The 18,592-nt window shown below is 52.3% G+C and carries 13 protein-coding genes; 10 read left to right on the top strand and 3 right to left on the bottom strand.

Annotation, left to right across the window (positions count from 1 at the left end; genetic code table 11):
- The first annotated feature begins 83 nt into the window (after positions 1 to 83).
- On the top strand, positions 84 to 3,902 hold the full coding sequence (locus HQN88_RS16635) for a fibronectin type III domain-containing protein (protein WP_173114217.1): 3,819 nt from the start codon (positions 84 to 86) through the stop codon (positions 3,900 to 3,902).
- Between the two features lie 76 nt (positions 3,903 to 3,978).
- Positions 3,979 to 4,851, top strand: coding sequence for an alpha/beta hydrolase fold domain-containing protein (locus tag HQN88_RS16630; RefSeq protein ID WP_173114706.1), 873 nt, complete (start codon positions 3,979 to 3,981; stop codon positions 4,849 to 4,851).
- 201 nt (positions 4,852 to 5,052) lie between these two features.
- Here HQN88_RS16630 and HQN88_RS16625 read toward each other — a convergent pair whose 3' ends face one another.
- Positions 5,053 to 5,763 carry a YHYH domain-containing protein gene (locus tag HQN88_RS16625; protein WP_246320282.1) on the bottom strand — a complete coding sequence of 237 codons (711 nt, stop codon included), beginning with the start codon at positions 5,761 to 5,763 and terminating at the stop codon, positions 5,053 to 5,055.
- A gap of 164 nt (positions 5,764 to 5,927) precedes the next feature.
- The gene (locus HQN88_RS16620; RefSeq protein ID WP_173114211.1) at positions 5,928 to 6,812 is read right to left on the bottom strand and encodes an AraC family transcriptional regulator; all 885 of its coding nucleotides are present in this window, start codon (positions 6,810 to 6,812) and stop codon (positions 5,928 to 5,930) included.
- Between the two features lie 164 nt (positions 6,813 to 6,976).
- Here HQN88_RS16620 and HQN88_RS16615 point away from each other — a divergent pair, with 164 nt between their 5' ends.
- Positions 6,977 to 7,945: a zinc-dependent alcohol dehydrogenase gene (locus HQN88_RS16615; protein WP_173114208.1), complete on the top strand. Its 969-nt coding sequence runs from the start codon at positions 6,977 to 6,979 to the stop codon at positions 7,943 to 7,945.
- A complete protein-coding gene (locus tag HQN88_RS16610; protein ID WP_173114205.1) occupies positions 7,942 to 8,790 on the top strand; it encodes an NAD-dependent epimerase/dehydratase family protein in 849 nt (282 codons plus the stop codon). The genes HQN88_RS16615 and HQN88_RS16610 overlap by 4 nt, the downstream gene beginning before the upstream one ends.
- Positions 8,791 to 8,874: 84 nt before the next feature.
- Here the strand turns inward: HQN88_RS16610 and HQN88_RS16605 are convergent, their stop codons facing one another.
- The gene (locus HQN88_RS16605; RefSeq protein WP_173114202.1) at positions 8,875 to 9,807 is read right to left on the bottom strand and encodes an AraC family transcriptional regulator; all 933 of its coding nucleotides are present in this window, start codon (positions 9,805 to 9,807) and stop codon (positions 8,875 to 8,877) included.
- A gap of 248 nt (positions 9,808 to 10,055) precedes the next feature.
- Between HQN88_RS16605 and HQN88_RS16600 the strand changes: the two genes are divergently transcribed.
- The 6 genes from HQN88_RS16600 to HQN88_RS16575 all read left to right on the top strand — a co-directional run bounded on the left by HQN88_RS16600 (position 10,056) and on the right by HQN88_RS16575 (position 18,499).
- Complete coding sequence (locus tag HQN88_RS16600) at positions 10,056 to 11,306, top strand: sialidase family protein (RefSeq protein ID WP_173114199.1); 1,251 nt, start codon at positions 10,056 to 10,058, stop codon at positions 11,304 to 11,306.
- A gap of 76 nt (positions 11,307 to 11,382) precedes the next feature.
- Positions 11,383 to 13,137 carry an exo-alpha-sialidase gene (locus HQN88_RS16595; RefSeq protein ID WP_173114196.1) on the top strand — a complete coding sequence of 585 codons (1,755 nt, stop codon included), beginning with the start codon at positions 11,383 to 11,385 and terminating at the stop codon, positions 13,135 to 13,137.
- A 13-nt stretch (positions 13,138 to 13,150) separates the two neighbouring features.
- Complete coding sequence (locus HQN88_RS16590) at positions 13,151 to 14,059, top strand: sugar phosphate isomerase/epimerase family protein (protein WP_173114193.1); 909 nt, start codon at positions 13,151 to 13,153, stop codon at positions 14,057 to 14,059.
- A gap of 17 nt (positions 14,060 to 14,076) precedes the next feature.
- Complete coding sequence (locus HQN88_RS16585; protein ID WP_173114190.1) at positions 14,077 to 14,883, top strand: M55 family metallopeptidase; 807 nt, start codon at positions 14,077 to 14,079, stop codon at positions 14,881 to 14,883.
- A 217-nt stretch (positions 14,884 to 15,100) separates the two neighbouring features.
- On the top strand, positions 15,101 to 16,942 hold the full coding sequence (locus tag HQN88_RS16580; protein WP_173114187.1) for a sensor histidine kinase: 1,842 nt from the start codon (positions 15,101 to 15,103) through the stop codon (positions 16,940 to 16,942).
- 18 nt (positions 16,943 to 16,960) lie between these two features.
- The gene (locus tag HQN88_RS16575) at positions 16,961 to 18,499 is read left to right on the top strand and encodes a response regulator (protein ID WP_173114184.1); all 1,539 of its coding nucleotides are present in this window, start codon (positions 16,961 to 16,963) and stop codon (positions 18,497 to 18,499) included.
- Positions 18,500 to 18,592 lie beyond the last annotated feature (93 nt).

The following is an 18,592-nucleotide window of genomic DNA, read 5'->3' as shown; positions in this document are numbered from 1 at the left end:
CGTGCAGCGGTGCGCCGTCGTTTGCGTTCCGCTGATATCGGTAAGAAGCGTGTTAGCTGGACACCAAAGGGAGGAAGAGTGCGATGGAATGCAAACCTATTATCATAAAAGATCACCTGCGAAAGGCTGGATACACATGGCCGCCGACGCTGCTAGGCTTCATCCTGCCGGAAGAGGAAGCGGCGACACAAATGGCTTGGCTATCAGATACTAACGGGGATGCCGTACCCTTCCAGTGGCGACAGACGGATACCGCAATGCAGTTATGTCTGGTTGCTGATCTTCCGACTGGGGCTGAACGAAGATTTGAATGGCGCTGTGGAGGGGCGCCAACGCCGGAAATGAAGTACGGTCAGGTGACAGTCGCCCGGGAGAACGGGAGCGTTCAAGCGGATAATGGTCGACTGACTGTACGATTTGCGGAAGGAGCGCTTGTGGACGGCGAGCTCTTTACGTTTCGCCTGGACGGCTTCGGAGCTGAGGGCGTCGCCCGCATTAACAGCGGCGGCCATAAGCTACTTGCTGCGGAAGGGACAGTAACGGCAGCGGGGCCGGTGTTTGCCGAATGCGAATTTATATGCCACTTCGAGGGTGATGGGGAGTACCGTGCCATTGTAACGATTGCCGAAGGTATGGACTACATCGAACTGCGCGAGCAAATGTCGGGTTGTACCGCTGGTGAAAACGCGATGCTTCTGATTGAGTGGCGTTCGTTTGCGCCTACGCACAGATATATAAAGCCGCGTGGTGCGGAGCCCATAGACCAATACTTGGACGGAAATGGTGATCTGCCTTTTCGGGTGAAGCCTTACGATAACGCCGTATGCTGGCAGCAAGCGAAAGGGGCATCTTTCACGGACGGAGCGGTCACAGCCGGTGTATTTGTCAAAGACGGCGGCTATTGGGATGACGGCGAGTATGCCCTATGGGGCTCGCCGCAGTCACTGGCGCTCCGTTTCCGTTGGTCGAAGCGTCGCCGGACACTCCGCTGGGAGTATCCTCTGGCTGATGGAAGACGCTGCACGGCAATTGCGCTGTACCCGTCGCAGCGGGAAGCTGCTGTGTCGACCGGATCCTATATCGACGAGTTGTGGCTATGGCACGAACTTCTTTCCCTCGACAAAGTGAAAGATTGGACGCTCGCATGGGAAGAGCGGCAGTCTGACTATCCGCGCTTATTCCGTGAGGAACGGCTGCCGCAGCGGATGCATACCTGGTTCGGCTACAGTACAGCCAAGCCGACGCCAGGCGATATGGAAGCGATTGTTGACCGCCTATCGTTTTGCTTTCACAATCCTAGTGATCTAAGTCCAGTGGCAGCCCGTGAATTTTATACTTGGGCGTCCACGTTCGATTTAGCAGCCCGGGCGATGACGGCGGATCAGTTTGACCGATTGAAAGCCGCTTGGGCGTTTATGGCTTACACGCATAATGAGGAATCCTTCATGCCGGTGGTGAATATGCTCGCTGGACATCCGAATTTCCTCGTGGACGTAAGAAGCGTTCCTGCGCTCATGGCTGCGCTGTTTCCTGCGCACCCCGACGCGCGTCGGTGGAAGGAAGATTTCGAGCGGGCAATGGCGCTGAACGCAAAGTACCATGTCCGGCCAGACGTGGCTTCCTGGGGGACCAAAGGAGGGCGGCATACCGAGAACTTAGCCTGCTACACGCTATATAATTTAAAAGCGATGCTGAGTCCGGTTATCGCGCTTCAGCGGGTATGGGGCGAGCATACAATGGCTTACCCGAATTACGCCAAGTGGCTGTCGTGGCTGCTCAATGCGCTGACTGCTCCTGTTGAAGGCTTCCGTCATGTACCTTCCCAAGGTGCGCATGCCGGTGGGCACGTCGATGATTATGCAGCCCCGCTGACACTGCGCTCTGCCGGATACGGCTTGCGCGCCATCGAGCCGTTGCTGGCCGAACATCTGATGTATGTAAGTCCGGCTGATGCGCGGATTTACGCGGAGCGCGTGCCGAATACGGATATATGGCGAGGTGCAGACGATGCCCCACACGACGCCAATACGGGTACGCGGCCATCACTCCATTCGTCGGCATATACCGGTTACGGCTTCGTTCTGAGGGCGGCGGTTGGAGAATCTGCGGAAGCTTCGGTACACTTGCAGCAGATTGACGAAGGGCCGAATTACCGCTGGGGACGTGCTGGGCAAGGAGGCTGCGGTGTTATCACCTACTATGCAAATGGCAAACGGCTCAGCTTTAATCGGAAGGAAGATGTCGGAGACGACAACATGGGTGATGTTCAGGCTTGCTGTAATTTCGGCGTGCTGTATGGCCACGAGTTCCGCAGCGTCGGGCGCTCGGAGCTTACTGAGCCGCTGCTTGATCTCGGCTTTGCCCAGTTTGCCCGCGTGCTGGCAGGACCGTACGCCAATCCGGCGTATCATTCGCGCAGTGTACTGATGTCCGGCAGCGATTATATGATCATTTACGATCAAGTCGGAGACATGCGAGTCAGAGGGCGGTTCGCTTGGTTTGTTCATGAGCGGGATGCGTTCCCGACGATTTGCCAGTTGAAACCAGGCGTAACCGGTTATGACGCTGTGCCTGGTATTCCGGCCGAGGTTGGCTCTGGCGCTTATCGCCATGTTAACGACGAGTCGAAGGGAAAATATTACGACGGGAACGGCCACTTCCTGACACTCGTTTCCCCTCACGGCAAAGGAGATTACGGCTACTTGTTAAGCACTCAGGCGACTGCATATGGAGCGTTGGTGGTACTGAACGACCGGCGTGATTTTATTTTCCGCGACGAGGCTGCAATTGCTTACAACGAAGGTGACATTTCATTTATGGGTCATTCTGGCCTTGTTCGTCATTACTGTGCTGACAAGGTGGAAGCAGCACTGTTCATAGGCTCGCGTATCGGCGCTGCAGGTGTTGTCTTACAAGTAGCCGCGGTAGGTAAGGAGGATGAAGAGGCAGAGGAAATGATGTCTGCAGGCTTTTCCTTTATCCGAAATGGTCCCGCACTCAGCGGCCGGTATTCCAGTCGGGGCGGAGCTGTATTAACGCTGACGATTCCGGAATCTCTACGCGGCGCGGCGTATCGGATATATGTCGATGGCACAACACTGGAGCTGCTTTCTGCTGACGAAAGTGGCATCTCGTTTCAACTTCCAGCGGGGTTAGGCCAGTGGGAGTGGACGGATCGGCTGCCGATTCCAGGCACTGTGCAGATAATAGGATATCGAGCTTCGTCCGGCGCAGCCGATCTGATCTGGGAGCCGGTCGAAGGAGCGGAAAGTTACGAGATCGTTGTCAGTGAAGACGGCGGTGCAAACTGGACAGTCACGGCGTCGGGCATCTCCAGCCAGCTAGAGGACACAGCGCTTCCATTGCGCTGGCGGCTTACTGGGACGAATGGCACGAAGCGTCATGTTCGAATAAGGGCCATAAATCGAGACAGGGAAGGAGCTTGGAGCGAAGATTATCCCGTCTACATGACAGGAGAATCTCCGGAGCGAGCTGATGGGCTGCGGGTTACACGGACTGGGAGCGGATATCGATTAACATGGGGTTGGCAGCTTGGGGTGACCGGTTACCGGTTGTATCGCCGGGAGCGCGACGAGGGCCGTTTTATCGTCGTCTATGAAGGCGAGTCACCCGTATACGAAGACACGAACGTCGATCCAGACTGTGTCTACGAATACTGCATCACTGCCTGCAATGGCAACGGCGAGGGGGCTGCATCGCCGCTTCGGGATACGGCGCTTGGCGGTCTTGCCGACTGGGATCCTCGGCCGGACGAAGATTTTCGCCGCTATACGCGAAGCCACGAATACGGCTACCACGGGTTTGACCATTGGGCGAACGAAAGCAAGTCAGTGCTTACATACCCGAAGCCAGATGATATAGAAGAAGAGGATAAAGTGTGACACATGATCTTGCGCAGTCTGCTGTAAGGGGTTTGAAGGTTTCAACGTTCCTCACATGAAAAGGAGATGAGCCAACATCACGGATACGGGAATTCCATATGAAACGGTTGTCTATAAAGTAGCGGCTGGCAGGCGACTTAGGCTACTCATCTGTCGTCCGGAAGGTTGGGATGCGGCTGACACAAGGTCAGGCGTTGTCTGGATTCACGGCGGAGGCTGGCAAGGTGGCCAACCGGAAATGATGCTGCGTCATTGCCGCCTGTTTGCAGCACGTGGAGCAGTGACGTTCAGCATTGAATACCGGCTCATGCTGCGTGATGGGCAAGAAGCAGAGCCGTGGCAGGCACGAGGCGTCGAAACGTGCATCGAAGATTGTCGCTCGGCAATGCGTTACATTCGCCGCCATGCAGCCGAACTCGGCATTGATCCACAGCGTATCGCGGTTGTCGGAGACTCCGCCGGCGGCCATCTGGCGGTAAGTCTCGCCACAATGGACAACTATGATGCTCCTGGTGAAGTCACCTCTGATTCAGCTATGGCGAATGCCGTCGTCAACTGCAATGGCATCATCGATTTTACGGGTATCTGGAAAAAATTTGTACCTATGATTGAGACTGGGCAGGCTGAAAGTGATCAAGTGCGCGCTTGGTTGATGCGCCACGAACACGCGAAGGAACTTTCACCGCTACATCATGTGCGAGAAGGCCAGCCACCGATGCTTATCTTGCATGGCTTATTGGATTCAACAGTTGTGCCCGAGGAAGCGGTGCGCTTCTATGAAGCGTATACGGCGGCGGGCAACGAAGCAGAGCTTGTTCTTTATCCGCATCTGGCCCACGCATTCGTTCTGTTCGATTACAAGACGGAAGAGCAGGAAGTGCTGAAAGTTATCGAACGCATTGATCAATATTTAACGAAATACAATTATTTACCATTTAAGGATCGGTAATTCAGTTCAAGTGAGCGAAACGTGATATGAGTTCGACCGTTTTGGCATGCCATCCATGACGCATATTATTTAATCTGTAAAAGTCCTTATTTCGAATGATTCAAAAACCGCGTTCTGTTGACTTGGGACTGAGAGGAATTGCCGTAAAACAACAAAGAAGACCAAAGCTAAGTAAAGGCTCTGGTCATTAATTCGTAAAGCTTATTTTTTTATACTAAATCCATTTGTAGAATCATAGTTAATCGTCAATCCAAGTTCGTCAACGGCAAACTTCCAGGTCATCGGAAAGTAGGTAATATCTTTATAAACAATTAAGGGATAGTCCTCTTTGTAGTTATCAAGCCACGTGTCGTTTACGAATACATTAAATGTTGGAAGATCGATGATATATTCGGAGTAAGGATTGTTATACAGACCCTTTATTTGTGTTAAGAGCGAAGCCTTATTTTCGGTTTTTCCTATTGAGAAACCTGTATCATCACTCCAATTTACTTCTACAGCTAAGGCTTGAGTGTAACTCCAGGTCATCGGGAAATACGTGATATCTTTATATGATAATACGGGATATTCTGCATACGCGTTGTCGATTTGAGTTCCGTTTATCGAGATTTTATAGGGAGGTATGGTAGCTTTTAATCTTGTATCAACAACTTCCACTTTTTTAGTTTCTGGAGCTTTTGTTGAAGGAGATGTAGAACTACTACCTGAGCTACTACTTCCAGAACCTGAACTTCCAGAGTTACTAGAACTTCCACCGTTATGATAATGGTAACCAGAGCACAATCCTTTAGCCTTGGATGCCGCTGAACAATTATGACCACCATTAGAATCTGTTCTTCCCGAGTGAGCAGTTGCAGTAGTAGAAACAGTAATTAGTAGTGCCAATGAACTAAGTAACACTTTGTATTTCAAATGTAATCCTCCTAAACATAGTAAAATATTCCTAAATGAGTATATCATAAAATAAAGCCAAAAAATTTTAATTTAGATTTTGAATGTTTATCAACAAACAAACAACAACACAATTCTCGATCTCTTGTAAAGTACAAAAAAGGCTACTCGGATCATTCCACATCCTAGTAGCCTTTTTTGTATTCGTTAGGAGAAACACCTGTTTGCTTCTTAAATGCAACGTAGAAGGCCTTGTAGTCGGAGTAACCAACCTCTAGCGCGATCTGGACCCATGTTTTATTGGTTGTGACGATCATCTTGCAGGCCTCATTAATCCTTATTTGACGCGTATATTGGGACAGGGTCATACCTGTAGCTTCTTTGAACAATTGGCAAAAGTAATTTTTGCTGATGAACGTTTTGTGCGCCAGATCGCTGAGATTGACAGGCTCATGGTAACTTTCGTTGAGGTGTCGAATAGCCGATTCGATGGCACTGGCTTTCTTTTGCTGCTGATAATCTCCTTCGCTTCGGCGGTTAAAACCACGCATGATTTTCACAATCAGCTCAATCATATAGGCGCGGATGATCGCATTATAGCCCTCTTGGCGCTGGTTGTATTCATAATCCATCTTTTCAATCAGATGATCGAAGTCGAGTTGTTCCGCAACACTGAGCCGCAGATCGGAACGTATTAAATGATCGTCCCATTCATTTTTGAATAGGTAAGATAGGGCCAAGCTTGAGTAATCATGGAAAGAGAGCAGAGATTCATCAAGGAAACTAGGCTTGAACAAAATATTATAGGTCACGAGTTCCTCATCATCGGCTTCTCGATAAAAAGCATGGGTAATATCGTAATTGATTAAGAACAAGTCGCCCTTGGATACCCGATATTGTTTATTGTCAATCGTATGGTAGCCAGAGCCTGCATACACATAACAGATCTCGACAAAGTCGTGAGAGTGAGATTGTTTCTTCTCCTTGGACGCTTCGGGAAATTGAATAATGCAGAAGGCTTCCCCTTCCCGAAAAAAGTTTTCTCCACGATAGACGACTTCCGCTAACATACCTGTTGCCTCCAGTCCAAACGTTGACTCTCAAGGATCGTACATTCGACCATCTTTTCCTTAATATACACCATGGGATGTTATAGAAAAAGGGATTACGATGGAAATAAGGTTAGGGTTGCACTTAGGTATCCGGCCATTCGTGTGTAGAGGAGAACATAGATATGCTGACAATGAAAGCACTTGCTGTTACGGAAATAGGCAAAAGGGCGGAACTGATTGAGATGCCGCGTCCGGAGGCAGATGAAAACTCAATCGTGATCAAAACAGTCTATTCGGGCATCAGCATCGGGACGGAAATGTGGATTGCCGAGGGACGCAGATCAGATTACGGGGACCCTCCGTTTATTAACGGATATCAAGCGAGTGGTCACGTAGTAGAAGTAGGTGCGAACGGTGTGGGACAATATCAAATCGGTGACCTAGTGACCGTTTTTTGTAGCGGCGCTCACGCTGAATATGTCAAAGCAAGCCTATGGATGGTTCATAAACTAAGCAAGGTTGAATCGCTTAAGGTTTGTTCCATGTTTGTGCAGCCGTCGGTTGCGGCGAACGCGTGGAACATGGCTGGCGTTAATATGGGCGATGTTGTGTATATTGCAGGACAAGGACTGATTGGTCAGTGTGCAGCGATGATTGCTCGGCTGCGTGGCGCCTATGTCATCGCTAGTGATATCTCCGCGGATCGTATCAGGCGCTCGCAAGAATACTGTACGGATTGGACAATAGATGCTTCAGAGGAAAACGCGCTGGACGCGTTAAAGAAACGTTATTCGAATGGCGTTGATATCACGGCCGAATCGTCAGGTTTTGAAGCACTGCTTGATGATACGATGTCGGCAACCCGAAATAAGGGGACCTTTGTCTTTCTTGGTTGGTATCCTGAACGTGCAAGTTTTTATTATAATACGCCACATTCTAAGCAGCTTAATGCCATTTTCCCCTGCTTCATTGGTGAGCGTCCCGTACGGGAGGGTGTCATCCGCCTGATGGAATCGGGCACACTCAACATATTACCGTTGATCTCGCACGAGGTGAGTTGGGATGAATCTGAGGATGTTTACAATACGCTCTTCACGAAGCAGCGCAATGATTATAATGGAATCGTCATTCGGTGGGAGCAGCCTTTATGAACATATTAGTTACTGGAGCAACCGGATTTGTCGGAGAACAATTGTGCCAGCGTTTGGCGCAGAGGCATCAACTGATCGGCATGTCTCGCAGCAAGTTGACTGGCGTTGATTTCGCAATCAAGGGAAACTTCGACCGATTTGAGGATCTCAGATTGCTGGATGAATATAGAATCGATATCGTTGTGCATTTGGCAGCGGTCACTGGCGGCAGCAGCGAGGAGGACAGCTTGGCGGTTAATGTGCAAGGAACGCGGCGATTATATCGCTATTTGCTCGACCGCGGATGCAGAAGATTCATTACAGCGAGTTCCATTGCGGCCGTCGGCGGTTTGGATAACAACTTCTTACCGCAGGAGCTGCCGATGCCGGACAACCATGAATGTTTGGCGACCGATGCCTACGGATGGAGCAAATGGTTAATGGAAGATTTGAATCGGTATCTGCATCGTAAGACACCTGAAGCCGACTTTGTCAATCTACGCTTTGGCGCGGTCGTGCCGGACGACTGGGAGCCTCCTTACGTTGATGGGAGTACGCAGATGACTATTCCGTTCATTTTACTAGGCCGAGTTTACGTTAGCGATGTAATTGAAGGAATTGTCCGTGTGATCGAAGAGCCTTCAAAGCCGAGAGCAACCAGCTATAATCTGGTCGGCCCGGATATTAGCTCGAGCGTATCTGCGACCGAGATATTGCAGGCATTGCTGCATGCCCGTGGAACAGAGCTGGATCTCGGTTATTATAGGCAACCGGGCAATGAATTTAAGCCGATATATAGCATGGAGCGGATGAAAGAGGACTTCGGTTTCGAGTCGATCCGTTCGGTGCGCAGGCCATCGCCGTGAGCTAGAAATGATCATGATCGCTCTCATCTTCCTTAAGGTGGGAGCGATCATTATATGGATGACATAGTTGAAACGAATCGCCAATTATTTAGTGAGATTCCAATCGCTAGGCGACGACGATTGCACATCTGCCTCCAAGGGCTGATGCTGACGACGATAATGCAGCGGTGAGTAATTCTCCATTCGTTTAAATAACTTAATGAAATACGAGTGATTGTTAAAGCCGCATTGGTAGGCGATGTCTGTTACAGGCAGCTTCGTCTCGCGAAGCAGCTTCTTGGCATGATGCAAGCGCTTAACTGTAATTAGTTTAGTGAGCGTCGTACCCGTATACCTATGAAAAATACTACTGACATATGACGGATTCATATGGACAAGTTTGCTCAGCTTATCTAGCGACAGCTCGTGTTGGAAATTTGCGCTGATATATTGCACAAGATACGCGATTTCCTCTGGCAAGTCGTTGGGTGCCGCTATGTCGCCGCTTAGTGCAGAGGCTTCGTGTGCTCGGTAGCAGCGAATGAGAAGTTCGCGGATGGCGCCTTGGACGACGCTCGCATAACCAGGACCGCGTCCCGTCAATTCCTCGTTAATGACTGCATACAGCTGTCGGATTCGCTCGCGCTCGCGCCCGTCGAACTGCATCCTCCAGCAGTCGCCCCTCAACAAACTTAGCGGGTTCGGCAGATCCTCTTCCCAGCCTTCACTTAGCAGTGATTCCTTCCACATCAGTACATTCCGGCGCAACATTCGGTTCATGTCCGTCTGCATCACCTTATGCAGCGTGAATGGCTGGATCATCATGAGAGTGCCTTCCTGCAAGGGGTAGGCATGGTCACCGACCAAATACCTGCCTTGCCCCTGTTCGATGTAATACATCTCTATGCCGTCATGGCTCTGAAAGCCGGGAAAGGGTGCAATCGAATCGAGCTCGTAATATAGCAGAACAGGAGACTCCCGGAAAATTAACTCAACTTCGCCGCTCAGTTCCTCGGCCGTTTCAAACGACGCTTGCATAAAGCTCGCCTCCCAGCTTACCGGCCTGACTGCCGGTTGCGAGATCAGTATACTACAAATCCCAAATTTTGTTTGCAAAACACCCAAAAAAAAGACCATCACTTAGCGCTCCATCCTGATAAGCTTAACGTATAGCAAAGTGATAAAGAAGGCGTGTGAAACGTTATGAAACGCAAACGACATTTAACATGGCGTAATATTTACGCTGTAAATGAAAAACAACGTGAACAAAGGAGGGCCATACTTTTATGACGGCTATTGATAAAACCGAAGAATGGAAGCGTAGTCATCCCGACATCGTCGTCTACATTCCGCAGGAGGACGCCTATACGGGCGATAATGAGCATTTTCTCGTATTTGAATCGCCAGGAGGCAATGAGCTACTAGCGCTCTGGACACAAAGCTCAGTCGAGGGACATGGCGACAATCATCTCGTTCTGGCACGCAGCCAAGATCTGGTAACCTGGAGCGAGCCGCAATATGTCGTTGGAACGAAGCGAGGCGCTCGCGGCGACCAAGCGAGCTGGGGATTTCCCGTCGTCTCTGCGCAAGGGCGCATCTACGTCTTTTACACGAGGGATGTGGGCGTTCACGACCTGGACACGCAGACGTCGGGCACGATGGGCTGTGTCTATTCTGACGACAACGGGCACACTTGGACGTCGGGTGCGGACGTGGAGATGAAACGGAACCGATACGATCACCCGGATCCGAATGTTCCACGCAACTGGATCGTCTGGCAAAAGCCGATTCGAGACAGTAAAGGGCGCTGGTTAGTCGGCTATACCCAGTGGAGCAGCCTTTTTCACGCGACAGAAACGCCGCTTGGCTGGTACAGCAAGGATTCACGCGCGATGTTTATGCGTTTCGATAACCTTGACGAAGGGCCGGATCCGGCAGAGCTGCGTATCACATGGCTGCCCGATGACAACGAAGGGCTGGCCGTGCCGTTCCCGGACAGGCCGCACCTTTCTGTGGCTCAGGAACCGGGTATTATACTGCTGCCGGACGGAAGAATCTTCTGCGCGATGCGTACCTTTACCGGCTACATCTGGTACAGCGTATCATCCGACGACGGTGGAAGCTGGTCGGAGCCACAGATGCTGCGCTACCGTGATGGCGGCGAACCGATCAAGCAGCCTATTGCTTCCTGTCCGTTATATCAGCTGGCAAACGGTAATGTGCTTCTTGTGTTTCACAATAACGACGGTCACATTGGCGAATACAAGCCGCAGCATGCGCTGCATAACCGTCGTCCAGCGTTTATCGCTGTAGGCGAATATCATCCTGAAGCGGAGCAGCCGCTCTGGTTTTCGAAGCCACGGCAAATTCTCGATACGGACGGCGTGACTTTCGGACCGAAGGGAACGAGCGAGATCGCCACGTATCCAAGTCTGACGGAATGGGGCGGACGGCGCGTGCTATGGTATCCGGACCGGAAACACTTTTTGCTTGGGAAAGACATACCGGATGCCTGGTTGGCAGATGGAGAGTTATAGACAAGATTCAGTACTCATTTTAAGTGGTTCATTCTGTGTATAAGGTGAAAAATACTTGCGCAAAGGAGTCGGAGCAATGAACGAGGAGACGGTCAGCGAGTGGCGTGATGCAAGAAATATTAAATGGGGGTTGGATATTCCGCGTGAATTTTATTGCGATCAGCCCTATATCGTTGTGACGGAGCGAAGCGAGTGGGTTTGCGTCATGACCACGGGCCAGGGTGTTGAAGGCGAGCGGGGCCAGCATGTCGTCTCGACGATTAGCCGGGACCAGGGACAAACGTGGTCGGAACTGATTGACATTGAGCCGGCAGATGGACCCGAAGCTTCGTGGGTGATGCCGCTGTTGGTGCCGGGTGGGCGAATCTATGCGTTCTATACGTATAATACCGATAATCGTCGGGATGTCAGAAGCGACTCGGGTAAGCTGATTTCGCGTGTCGATACGCTTGGAGATCTGACCTTCAAGTATTCCGACGACGATGGGCGCACTTGGTCGGCCGAGCGATACAAAGTGCCGATCCGGTCTATGGCGATCGATCGCAACAATCCGTACGGCGGGGAGCCGCAATTTTTTTGGGGTGTCGGCAAACCGATCATTCATCAGGGCGCAGTATATATGGGATTGGCAAAGGTAGGCAGCTTTGGAGAAGGCTTCATGGCATCCTCGGAAGGTATTTTTATGAAGAGTACAAATATGTTGACGGAACACGACGCTTCCCGGATCGAATGGGAGACGCTGCCAGATGGCGATTACGGTATTCGTGCGCCACACGGGCGAGTGGCCGACGAGCATAACCCAGTGGGTCTCGCTGACGGCAGTCTGTACTGCACGTTTCGCACGGTAGAGGGACATAACGGGCATGCTTACAGCCGTGATGGCGGGCATACGTGGACGACCTCGCAGTATGCGGAATATCGCCCCGGCGGGCGGAGAATCAAGCATCCGCGAGCGGCGAATTTCGTGCGGAAATTCAGCAATGGCAAATTTATTCTGTGGTTTCATAACCACGGCTGGGATAACCGGGCAACGCCGTGGTTGGCCTACAACGACCGCAATCCGGTATGGATGTGCGGCGGGGTTGAGAAGGACGGCTTCATTCACTGGTCGCAGCCGGAAATTGTGCTGTACGACGAAGATCCGGCCGTTCGCATCAGCTACCCCGATTTCATCGAAGAGGGGGGCAAGTACTTTATATCGGAAACGCAAAAAACAATTGCCCGCATTCATGAGCTGGACGGGGCACTGCTAGAAGCCATGTGGGGACAGCATGATTTGGAAACGGCCGAGAGAACGAAGCGTGGTTTGATCTACGAAGCGGAAGCTGCGGCGCTTGCCGGTACGCCGACAGAGCTGCCGAAGCTGCCGTCCTTGCAGAACGGCGGAAGCTTTACGGTAGAGCTGTGGCTGCTGGCTGGAAGCCGCAGCGCAGCTGGTACGCTTCTCGAAACGCGGGGGGCGGACTGCAAAGGGATTGCCGTTGAACTGACGGTGCGCGGAACGCTTCGGCTGACGATGAACGACGGCCGTTCGGAATGTTCGTGGGAATCAGATGAAGGGCTGCTGCAGCCGAACCGTTGGCATCATGCGGCAATCATCGTCGACGGCGGTCCTCATATCATTACGATGGTAATTGACGGCGAGCTATGTGACGGCGGTAAGCAGCGCCAGTTCGGCTGGGGCCGCTTCTCGCCTCAATTGCGTGAAGTTAACGGCAGCGAGCTGGCGGTCATCGGCGGCGCTCAGGCGGTAACAATCGGGGCGTTGCGCCTTTACGACCGTTATCTGCTGACGTCGGAAGCGGTTGGGAATTACCAATCCGGGAGATAGAGAGGAGCTTATTATGCAGCAATCGTACCGTGATTATTTTAAGCTTGGCATTAACCATCATTTGTTGTTCCCAGCCAGCTTCGATTCAGAAGAGGTGCACCGCTTATCGCTGCCCGAAGTGCTGGCATATCCGGAATTTGAGGTTATCGATCTGTTCGTGTCGGCCCAGGCGGATATCGCCGCCGAGCAGATACGGCAGGTGCGGGACAGCGGCCGTGTTCCGGTGTATAACTGTCCACTTTTGAATGGACCGCGACTAAATCCGAACAGTTCAGATGAGGCGATTCGCAATGAGACGGTTCTGGCAGCCCTGTCTCATTTACAGCGGGCTCAAGCGATCGGTGCGCGCAAGGTCGTTATTGCCAGCGGTCCAAACCCGGGATCTGCGCAAATCCAAGAGCAGACCGACGCCTTCGTCGACTATGTCACGAAGCTATGTGCTGCGGTGCCTGATCTGACGCTGATGATTGAGCCATTCGACCGCTCAATCGGCAAAAACTTGCTGATAGGCTCGACCCGCGAGGCAGCCGAGGTTGTTCGCCGCGTTCAGGAGGCGGGCAAACCAAATATCGGCCTCCTTATCGATATGGGGCACGTACCTCTAATGGAAGAAACATTTGCGCAAGCAGTCGACGATTCAAGTTCGTACATTCGTCACGTGCATCTGGGCAGCTGTGTGAAACATGATCCAGCTAATCCGCTTTATGGTGACATGCATCCGCCATGGGGTTATCCAGGCGGTGAAAACGACGTGCCTGAGCTTATCGAGTTTTTGAAAGCGCTATTTGCATGCGGATATCTTGGAGCAGGCGAGGAGAGGCCAACCGTGACACTAGAAATGCGTCCGTATCCAGGCCGCACTGAACGGGAAAGTGTTGATATCTTTTTAGGTAAGTTGGAAGAAGCTTGGAGAGCCATGTAACTTGGGGGGAAGCTGCGATGAAATGGATGATTCGCGTGGATATGGAAGGCGTCACAGGCGTCGTTAATATGAAACAAGTTGTACCGGGCGCGGCGGATTATGAATTCGGGCGCGGTATGCTTATGCACGATTTGCTAGCTGTACTGGACGGTCTGTTGCAAACACCCGACGATGAGGTCGTGCTGTACGATATTCATTTCTTCGGAACGAATATTGACCTGCACAAGCTTGACTCACGCGTGACCGCGATTTGCGGCAAGCCACATTATACGCCAGGCAATCGGTCGTATCTCGATGAAAGCTTCGACGGCATGATTTTGCTCGGCCTGCATGCAAGGGCAGAGATGCCGGGTTCACTACTGAATCATAACTATGAACATGACATTCGCACGATGAGCATCAACGGAGTTGTTGTTGGGGAGATTGGGCTTGAAGCGCTGATGGCTGGCGAAGCTGGCGTGCCGCTTGTGATGGTGACAGGGGATTCGGAGGGAGCGAAGGAAACAGCCGAGTTGCTGCCGGGTACAATTACTGTCAGCGTCAAGCAGTCGCTCGGTGATACGGCTGCGGCCTGCCTACCGCCGGAGAGAACGGCTGTGCTGCTTAAGGAAGGTGCACTTCAGTGTGCGGCTGCTGCTGCCAGGCTGCAACCGTACCGACTCGACGGTCCGATTGAACTGAATATGCAATTCAAGACAGGAGAGCTGCTAAACCGTTTGCAGTCTCGGCTGACGGACTGTTTCGACGGACCTCATCGGTTGATTTTGCGCGGGGCATCCGTACTAGAGGTATGGGAGCAGTATTTAATCGCGAAAACGGAGTAACTGCACTGCGCTTGTCAGACGCTGACAGGAATTCAGGGAATATAAGGCAACATGAGAAGGGAATACAGCAAATTTAGCGAATTGAACTGTAAAGCACAGCAACGCCAAAAAACTATAAACCATAGCAGAGCAGCGTGCCCTTCGTCGGTGCGCTGCCGCCTGTCGTTCGGGTATGCTATCATTTTACTGGCCTGGCCGGAAGGACGCGAGGTAAAGAATGAATCGCAGAATCAGTTTTCAAACGAAGCTGTTTATCGTCTTTTCCATGCTAATCGCCGGTATTATTATCAGCGCTTTCACGGTGTTTTATTGGTATTATCAGAAGGTAAACATCGAATCGATGATCCATACATTTCGCGGAGAATCGCAGAGTCTGGCGCAGCAACTCGACAATTCGATCTATACAATGGATCGACTCGTCATGCAGATGAAATTTAACCCGACGATTGCCAATACCTTCTACTATCTTCCGTATACGGCGAATGCGCAGACGTATTTCGACGATCAACCTGAGGCTGCCTACAAGGTGAAGGAAGCGATATCCTCGATTGTTGGCGTCGATCCACAAATTTTTCACCGCGTATCGATCCTGAGCCGATCAGGTGCATTTCTGGCTACAGGCGCATATTCCGACCGATTGACCGTGAGAGATCGACTGCAAACGATCGATTGGTTCCGTCAGTTTGACAAGTCTGAATACCGTCTGCTGCTACCGCCGCATCGCGATGATTGGGACAACGCGGGCAAGCTGGTTGTCTCTGTCATACGAAAGCTTGGTGACGCGACAGCGCCGAATGCGTTAATTGAAATTCAGCTTCCGTACGACTACATTGAAACGATGACAGCCAAGTCGCAGATAGGTGGCAAGCGTGTGCTCATTGCTAGCGGCGATGGCCAAACGATTTATCCGTTTTCGCCCGAATCCGGATTGTCGGATGTTCAGGACGTACTGTCTAAGCTCCAGGGGCAAGGCGAAACCTCGGAAGGCGAGACGTATGTGCGATTGCCGGATCGCTCCCGACAGCTTGTCGTTTATGCCCGGGCGCCGTATTCGGGCTGGACAGTGATGATTGTTCAGCCAGAGGGCGAGCTTCTGCGCCCGCAGCGTCAGGCGGGGTATTTGTTCGCGGCAACAGGTCTAATCGTCATTGTGCTGACCATGCTAACTTCCTATTTTTCCGCCAAAATGCTCGTAAAACCGCTGCGTCAGCTGCGTGACTCGATGAATAGGGTACAGCTCGATTCGCTTCCAGACGCGCATGAGCGGCTGGCTATCGGGAGTGTCATCCCGACTAATACGCATAACGAGCTCCATCATCTCCATCATTCTTTTCGTAAAATGTTAGATCGCCTCGAAGCGTCGAAAGAGGAAGCGATTCTTTCGCGCTCGCGTGAGTTGCAGGCGCATTTTACCGCGCTCCAGGCACAAATTCATCCGCATTTCTTATACAACACGCTTTCTCTGATCGGCGTGCTCGGACAAGAGGCGGGCAACAGGGAAATTGTGCAGCTCACAGCGATGCTGGCAGATATGTTCCGATATATGACGTATTCGGCAGAGCAAACAGTTACGCTGCGAGATGAAATTCAACACACCAAAAATTATTTGAATATTATGAAATTTAGATATGAGGCGCATTTGCAATTTACAATCGACATTCCCCAAGCCATGCTGGAGCTTCGTCTACCCAAGCTGTCGCTGCAGCCATTTGTAGAAAATTGCTTTAAGCACGGCTTTGCTTCCAAACGGTATCCATGGCGGATTGACATCCGTGGGATGCTGCTTGAGGACGGCCGCGTTGCGATAGAAATCCGGGATGATGGCGCGGGCTTTCCCCCGGCTCAGCTAGAACGCTTCGGGCGTGGTGAAGTTTCCACGGTGGGCATGGAGGCGCTTGGCGTAAGCGGCTTGTACAATACCTACTCACGGCTGCAATATCAGGCGGGTGGCCTGCTAGAATTCAGTCTGGACAACGATCCAGCCGGTGGGGCTATCGTGCTTATCCATTGGTTGAGACCGGATTTGTCCGGCGAGCGTGCAAGGAAAGAAGCAACATGAAACGGAGGAGGACGCAGGATGCCGACGGTACTTGTAGTTGACGATGAAATCCGTTTTTGCAGAGCACTTGGTCGATGGATCGAGGCGACTGATACGCGTTTCCGCGTCGTTGGTGAGGCATATGACGGCGAGGAGGCGCTGGAGAAGATAGATGAATTGCGGCCGGATGTCTTATTTACCGATATTCGGATGCAGGTCATGGATGGCTTGCAATTGATCGCTGAAATGAAGCGGCGATATGCCGAGGTGGTTCCGGTTATTGTCAGCTCGTACGACGATTTTGATTATACGCGAAGGGCCATCCGGCTCCATGCCGAGGATTACTTGCTGAAGCCGCTGCGTGAGGAGGATCTGCGGGATGTTCTGGAGCGGGTCGCGGCAAAGCTGCACGACGCCGGGCAGCGGCGCGACGCCGATTGGCTTCAGGAGACGGTGGATCACGGGGGACCACTGGCCGGGCAGAAAGTTCCAGAGGGCTTAAGCTATACATCGTATACGCTTTCGCTTTGGTGTGCAGGTCCGTACTGCGCCTCGCCGGACGATGCGCTGCACCCAGGCAAGGCGTTCTGGGCTTCGGCGCCATGGACGCCCGGCTTGCCTGAGCCCAATCCAGGCCAGCTCGGCTGGTGGGTACTTGAGGGCGAGCGCGCCAACGAGCGGCTGCTGCTGGTCGGGGGAAACGGCGAGGAGCTCCATACTTCCTCGTACGCGGAGAGCGTGTCCCATGCATTGCTGGCGCATGCTGCTAGCCAGCGCATGCCGCTGACGGTTGTCGCCGGCAGCCTGCAAGGACTTGGCGAGCTCCGTCGCGTCGCCCAGGAACTGCGCAGCCGGCTACCGCTGGCGGCAGGCATCGGCCGTTCGGGCTTCGGCCTCCAGGCCGAGCGCGGGCGGACGGAAGCGCCCCGCGATGATTACCGCCGGTTAGCTCAGGCCGTGCTGCGCAGGCAACCGGAGGCGGTGCGCGCGGAGCTAGAGCGGCTGACGAAGATATGGGAGGCAGAGGCGGCGACGCAGCTGCGTGTGGATATGCTGCTGAGGCAGACGCTGTATGATTTGAAGGAGCATTGGCTAACATTCCGCGACGAGACGTTCATCCTCGCGAGTCAGGAGTTGGACACGCTCCTGTCTCACTCACTGGATTACGGCGAGCTGCGCGAAGGTGCTGCCTCCCTGTTCGCGGAGCTGATGAAGCTGAGTGAGGACAAGGACGTGTCGGTTGAAGCTCGTTTATCCGCTCATCAGGAGGAAAACGTCGCCCGCATCGAGCAGTACCTGCGCGCGCATTACGCTTCACCGATCACGCTCCAGCAGTTGTCTCGCCAGTTCGGGCTGGTGCCGAATTATTTGAGCGCCATGTTCAAGAAGGCGCGCGGTGTGACACCAGGCGAATACGTGACGGTATGGCGTGTACAGCAGGCCAAGTCGCTTATGGCGAGCTCACCAGAGCTGCTGCTAAAGGATATTGCTGACCGGGTTGGCTACGCTGATTCACTTTATTTTAGCCGTGTTTTTAAGAAAGTGACTGGGAAATCGCCCTCGGAATTTATGAAATAAGCGTTTTTTGTCCGAATAATCGCAAAAGCCGTCCATTTGTCCATATCGTTCTCGGATTCGTCCATTCTCAAGGCGAAAAGCCGAAGCGTATAC

It is taken from the genome of Paenibacillus qinlingensis, from assembly GCF_013204845.1.
GTDB lineage: Bacteria > Bacillota > Bacilli > Paenibacillales > NBRC-103111 > Paenibacillus_E > Paenibacillus_E qinlingensis.
This window is presented reverse-complemented; position numbering and strand designations above follow the sequence as displayed.

What these genes read in the sequence shown, in the direction of transcription:
- HQN88_RS16605 (WP_173114202.1), bottom strand. Translation starts at nt 9,807, where the DNA reads ATGCAAGCGTCGTTTGAAACGGCCGAGGAACTGAGCGGCGAAGTTGAG.
- HQN88_RS16580 (WP_173114187.1), top strand. Translation starts at nt 15,101, where the DNA reads ATGAATCGCAGAATCAGTTTTCAAACGAAGCTGTTTATCGTCTTTTCC.
- HQN88_RS16585 (WP_173114190.1), top strand. Translation starts at nt 14,077, where the DNA reads ATGAAATGGATGATTCGCGTGGATATGGAAGGCGTCACAGGCGTCGTT.
- HQN88_RS16620 (WP_173114211.1), bottom strand. Translation starts at nt 6,812, where the DNA reads ATGTTAGCGGAAGTCGTCTATCGTGGAGAAAACTTTTTTCGGGAAGGG.
- HQN88_RS16635 (WP_173114217.1), top strand. Translation starts at nt 84, where the DNA reads ATGGAATGCAAACCTATTATCATAAAAGATCACCTGCGAAAGGCTGGA.
- HQN88_RS16610 (WP_173114205.1), top strand. Translation starts at nt 7,942, where the DNA reads ATGAACATATTAGTTACTGGAGCAACCGGATTTGTCGGAGAACAATTG.
- HQN88_RS16590 (WP_173114193.1), top strand. Translation starts at nt 13,151, where the DNA reads ATGCAGCAATCGTACCGTGATTATTTTAAGCTTGGCATTAACCATCAT.
- HQN88_RS16575 (WP_173114184.1), top strand. Translation starts at nt 16,961, where the DNA reads ATGCCGACGGTACTTGTAGTTGACGATGAAATCCGTTTTTGCAGAGCA.
- HQN88_RS16615 (WP_173114208.1), top strand. Translation starts at nt 6,977, where the DNA reads ATGCTGACAATGAAAGCACTTGCTGTTACGGAAATAGGCAAAAGGGCG.
- HQN88_RS16595 (WP_173114196.1), top strand. Translation starts at nt 11,383, where the DNA reads ATGAACGAGGAGACGGTCAGCGAGTGGCGTGATGCAAGAAATATTAAA.
- HQN88_RS16600 (WP_173114199.1), top strand. Translation starts at nt 10,056, where the DNA reads ATGACGGCTATTGATAAAACCGAAGAATGGAAGCGTAGTCATCCCGAC.